General features: G+C 41.7%; 3 protein-coding genes and 1 pseudogene. 2 read left to right on the top strand and 2 right to left on the bottom strand.

The features are described 5' to 3' along the window. Positions 1 to 460: 460 nt before the first annotated feature. Entirely contained in the window at positions 461 to 631 is a 171-nt protein-coding gene (locus tag D5R40_RS29740; protein ID WP_124145620.1) for a transposase, read from the bottom strand. 4 nt (positions 632 to 635) lie between these two features. Next, positions 636 to 905: pseudogene (locus tag D5R40_RS29735) on the bottom strand (transposase); the annotation flags it as partial. A 1,065-nt stretch (positions 906 to 1,970) separates the two neighbouring features. Between D5R40_RS29735 and D5R40_RS29730 the strand changes: the two are divergent. Then, positions 1,971 to 3,677: a coiled-coil domain-containing protein gene (locus D5R40_RS29730; protein ID WP_124145622.1), complete on the top strand. Its 1,707-nt coding sequence runs from the start codon at positions 1,971 to 1,973 to the stop codon at positions 3,675 to 3,677. Between the two features lie 83 nt (positions 3,678 to 3,760). Then, on the top strand, positions 3,761 to 5,596 hold the full coding sequence (locus D5R40_RS29725; protein ID WP_124145623.1) for a hypothetical protein: 1,836 nt from the start codon (positions 3,761 to 3,763) through the stop codon (positions 5,594 to 5,596). The last annotated feature ends 243 nt before the right edge of the window (positions 5,597 to 5,839 follow it).

Here is a 5,839-nt window from a genome sequence, read left to right as displayed (position 1 = left end):
AAGGAAGAAGGAAGAAGGAAGAAGGAAGAAGGAAGAAGGAAGAAGGAAGAAGGAAAAGTATCACGTTGTCTGAGTTTTAAGCTTTTGATCTGTCCTAGCCTTTGCTTCGACTGCTATAACAATTTACCTTAATTTCTATGGAATATCTCGAGTAATATCCTGGTTTTGGATATTTTCGGGATAATTTTGATTGTTTTGAATTTCAAAAGATGAAATTCTCTAGGAGCTGATTGCTAGTATCAATATCTATGGCAATTTCCGGCAATAACTGAAAAAAAGAAGGGGATTTTTTTGACTTAGCCAAAAAAATAGTTGATAACCTGCTTGGAGGTGATTTGATTGTACGCCAAAAAATTTGAACTAAAACTGAGTAATCAGGAGCGCTCAAAAGTTGAAGCAAGAAGCAAACATCACCCACCCCCATCCCCTCCTGGGAGGGGAGCTAGGGCGTGTTTTCAAACTATAGCCACAAAATAATCCAGGCGATCGTGATCATGGCTGTATAATTGGCAGCAAGTTTTTCATACCGAGTAGCGATACGTCTCCATTGCTTGAGTCGATTGATAGCGCGTTCAACACCCGTTGCGTTGACGATATATTTCACGGCTAAACGAGCCTCGGCGTGGCTCATTGGATCATCTTGGAATTGTCAGGCCAATACCGCGACGACTTAAATAATTGCGTATGCGACGACCTGTGTAGCCTTTGTCTCCAACTAATCGTACAGGGCGTAAACGCGGACGGCCTGCCCCAGAACGCTTCACTGCTCCTTGTTCCATCAATTCTTCCAGAAACAGTGACTCGTGACGCTGGCCACGGCTCAATAGAAAAGTCATCGGTTGACCTTTCCCCTCACAACGTATGTGTATTTTTGTACTAAAACCACCACGAGAACGACCTAGTTTTTCTGAGGCTTGGCCCCCTGTTTCCCTCCAGCAGCATGTTGATGGGCACGAATCACACTGCCATCGACATGCAGTTCGTTTAGATGAATTATAATTCTCTCAGTTGCTAAGTTCATTAGATAAAAACTCCTAAACTAAATCCTGATAGAAATGCTGTTGCTGTCAAGAACTGGGCTGTACAGTTACAGTGATGTGTCTAGTGAATACTGTACAGTTTACTAGACACCTACGCTTAAGGACAAGGCTTGAATCTCAATTATCTGACTTAAAAAACATTCAAATTGAGCATTAAAACCTGCGGAATATAGGTTATGAAGTTTTGATGAAGACAAACCCCTCTTATCTCTGGAAATCTACTATAGAGCACCTATTTTGCAAATAATTTGAGCTTGTTTGCAAGCCGTTACACCTAATTATTGCAATTTTTTGACTGTGACTCTCATCACTAGAATTATCTACCTGCTTCACATTCTGTCTGCTAACAAAGTCACTCTATAAATACTTCCTGAATCACTTAAACCTAACCGAAAAATCACCAGAATTAAGTAACTTTTGTCACCACCATCTCCAGAAACAAGGGAGATGATAAAAACATAGAGTTCAAAGAAAGGAAAGCCAAAAACATGAAAAACTAAATCATTGCATCCATCGCTGCTATCCCTTTCGCTTTAGATACTTTATTTGCTGGTACTGGTACGGCAGTTGCTGCTGCTTTAATTGGTGAATTTCAATTTTCTAGTGGTTTCGATGTTACTGAACTTACAAAAGACGAGTTGAATTTTAATCCAAATCCCAGCACTCTTTCTATTAGTCTCTTTACTACAACAGGCAGTTTTGAGCAATATTGAATTGAATTCATTTTTTTGAAAATTGCATAACTCCAAAACAACGAGAAATAAGTATAGGCAGAACAGAAAAAATCAGGATTAATTCGCCTGAAAATTAACTCACAACTAGGATGAAAATCAATCATGTCAGGGATTACAATATATTCTGCGATCAGGGTGGCATCTCAACTGCTGCCAACAAGAATGTACTTAGCATCTCAAAACAGGAGAAATAGACATGAGTTTTTTTAAGAAGGTTGGAAAAGCCTTTAAAGATGTCGGAAAAGTCATTGCTGAGGAGACGGAAAAGACTGTGAATGAAATTTCCAAATCTCCAGTCATTAATGATATTGCGTCAGTAACTAAAGACGTTGGCACATCGGCAACACGAATTGTTACAGACACCGCGATTGACATTGCGAACGTGAGTACAGGCTTTCAGTTTAATGATGAAATGGAAGCTGCCAAGCAAACAATGTCAGATGCCGGAGTCCTGAGTGCGGCTGATGCGATTAAGAAAAATCACTATCCTTTTTTGGAACGAATGGAGGAGGAAGCCAGAAGAAAGTTATCGCAGATTCAAACATTGTTTCAAAGCGGTCAAAATTTAGAGCGCCAGCGAGATCAACTGGTGAGTACCCTCAGTGATATGTGTGGGGATGTCACCCTCTTGTCTCAGGAGAGTCTGGAAGCTGAAACATTATTAGCAGAAGCTCAGAAGATACCTGAGTGGGAGAAATGGGCAACAATCCTGGATCTTCCTCCAATAACTATTGCGCAAGTGAATCAGATCAGTGCTTCTACAAAGAAATGGGAGCAAGTTGGCAAAAAAATAGCGATGTCTAACCTGATTGTCGGTGTCGCAGATGGAACCGCTGCACTAATCGCTCTGGGTTCATTGTCAAAAGCTAAACGATTGACGAAAGTCTCAAATCTGACTCGCACAGGCTCATCAGCGGTGGTTAATACTGCTGCCAAGTCCTCAAAGTTTCTCAAAGTGGGCAAGCTTGCCGGGAGAGCATCAGGGGTTTTAGCAGTCGTTTCTGTGGGGCTTGATGTTGGTTTAAGTGTTGCAGAATTAGAGCGTCAGAAAGCTCAACTTGAGAAAACACTGGCTGAATTAGATCGTGATATTGCCGAGGCTAAACGAGATTTGTCCGCATTGCGTCAAGAAAAATCTGAAATTCTCTCTCGGATTAATGAGCTTCTCAACAGTGTAGAGCCACCTCAAACCTTAAAAAGTTGGCCAGCTTGGGCTGAATCAACGCAGGAGGCATTGAGATCGGTAGTCAATCGTTTGATTTCAGTCAATGGCATTATTGATCGAGCAAAGCAGAAAGCAGAGCAAACCAGAGGAAAGCCATTAGAGCAGAGAGTAAATAAAGTTGCGGCAATTGATCCGAATATTTCCAAAGCAGAAGCGTTGGAGATTATCAAGATGGTCGATCGCGAAGCGGGTTATTCTGAGGCTCAATCGACTGATCAGAGGAACTTCCAGGCTATTTCATCGCTGTCCTGGTCTGTTGAAGGTTCTAGTGAGCCTTTGATCGTGCAGAATGAAAAACTGAATCAGATCGTCTGTATGTATAGCCTTCCGGGAAACGATACCTCTTCTGACGCAACCTGGAAATATTACACAACTGCACAACTGACAAAAACTCTGTCAATCAAGTGGAGTTATGGAGGTTCTCATGCTTCTGAGAATCCGATTGGCGAGGTTGTTGTTTTTGCGGATAGCCCCTCTGGACGTGAAGTCATTACTTTATACGATGATGTTCCTCCATTAATGAGCGATCCGTCTGAGGGCAGTGCTTCTATCCAAGTTTATGAGCAGCAGGCTTTCGGCATTATTATCACAGCCAAAACAGGCTCGGCAGAAGTTCAACAAGATTCTGCCTCTATGAACATGACTTTAGGCTCTCTCACCATTCAATTCTTTGGGTAGCCTTTAGCGCGATGGAGAGGATTACTCTTTCATCCACTCAATTTTTCAGTTAATTAATCAACATCAAATTTAGGAGAATTATCATGGGATTTGGGTCTTTTTTTAAGATTGCTAAAAATGTCGGCACATTTATTGAGATTGTAGATACCACTGCTGATGTCGCGACTCTGGGAGATGAGATTGCGAAAGCTGCACTAGGCGATGATTACGATCCGGCTTTTCGCGATAAGTCTCAGGAGGTGGCAGAGGTCGGAAAACAGGTTGATGCCAAAGTCGCACAAGTCAAAAATGTGCAGACTGACATTGACAATCTCGACAATGCAATGAATACCTTAGATCTCAGCTTGGAGCTTTACGATTTCAAGCAGGTTCAAGTCAAGGAACTAATGGAAAAAGTGGGTCAGTTTAATCTGACTTTTGGGGATTTTCCGACCGCCTATGCTTGGCTCACGGGTCCTGCTCAACGAACTGACAATCATCTGAGTGCTGAAGAATTTGCTTTAGAAATCAAAGAAGTACAGGAATATTTAGCACAGATTAGTTTCAGTCCCGCCGTTGTCGCAATCACCTCTGCGGAGCTACTGTTTACAGCAGTCTGTCATGCCATCAGAAAACGCAAACGCTTTAATCAACCTTCAACTCCAACTGTCAGACAACGTAGGAATGCCTTTTCTGGGATGGAAATGTTGGATGATGCACATGCTCAGGCAATCAAAAAAATTCGCCGAAACCGAAAGATTGCAATTGGTGCTGATGTCGTATCTAAGACTGCCAGTTCTATTTCTCTTGGATTTACAATCTACAGTATCTTTAGTCGAGTGAATGGTCGCAATAAAGCCTTCAAGGCACTCGAAAAGCAACTCCAGGAGTACGAAGATGAATTGGCTGCCTATAATTACTTGATTGGTGGGTATAGTTCAGCTCCTGACAATCAAGCGATTCGTGAAGCCGTTGAAGTCGTTAATTCTCTTCAAGAACAGATTGCCAACTTAGAAGAAATCAATCCCGAAGAGGTGAATTTAACGGAACTGAATCAAAACATTGAAACAGCAGAAGAGAATCTATCCAGTCAGCTCAATAATAATGACGATTTCGCTCAAGCCAAATTTTTCTTTCAAGTTGACGATCCCGATAACCCTGAAGAGAAGATTGAGTGGAGCACTGAAGATGATTTAGGCTTGGCTTTTGGAATGAAGTCAATTGTTGAGCAAAGTAATGAACGCGGCGACATCATCTTGACAAACATTCGTAATCTCTTTGAGGATATGATTGAGGCTCTTGATAGTACTTTAAATTCGACTGACGAATACGACCAATTTGCACAAAGCTATATCTCTGACACGACGGTTATTGATAATGTCAAGCTTGAAAAAGAGGCATTTGAAACGTTAGCGGCAATTGCAGGCAATCGCGAACTTTCCTCTCAAGAACGTAAAAATAATGGATTTGACAAGATTCAAGAACAATGTCAAGACTCTTTGCAAACTCTGTTATCTCAGGTTGTAGATTCGGCAACGGAGCTGTTGAGAAATGCTCAGTTTGCGGCTCAGATGGCAGTCGAAGCTCGACAGATTATTCAGGAGGCTAATCAGGAAGAAGAGGCTGTTAACGCCAGAAACGAAGAGAGTCGAAAACAAAATCAAGCTTTTCGGGATCTCATTAAACAGAATCTAATTCTACAAGGTAATACCAATCCGACTGAGGAAGATATCGATCAAGCACTTCTGGCTATGGGCATTACTGTCAATATCGAAGAATTTGATCGTGACGCCTTTATTCAGAATAAGGTTAATGATTCTGCAAAAGCAGAGTGGGACGCATCTGATTTAGACACAAATCCAACGGACCGATTTCCTAATGAAGAGTCTGCTCGCGCTCTCCTCTCTCTGATGGTTAGAGATTTATCTACACCTGAATAAACTTTCACATCAGTCAAGTACAATCGTTGATTTTATCGGGTGGGTTGCTGCAAAGTAAACCCACCTTGTCTTAACTAATCTTCACAAGTAGCTTTTTAGTTATGAATCTTTCCTGCCTGCTTAGGCAGGTAATAGTGGTGTTTTTTTCGATGGATTTTTCAAAATCATATCATTGGGAGTTTAATTATAGCGCTGTGCGCAGGCAACAGCTCATCTGGCAACAGCTCATCTGGGGGAATAAAA

Origin of the sequence: Okeania hirsuta (assembly GCF_003838195.1) — a bacterium.
Lineage (GTDB): Bacteria > Cyanobacteriota > Cyanobacteriia > Cyanobacteriales > Microcoleaceae > Okeania > Okeania hirsuta.
Note: the sequence above shows the minus strand (reverse complement) of the source record. Positions and strands in the feature narration are given on the sequence as shown.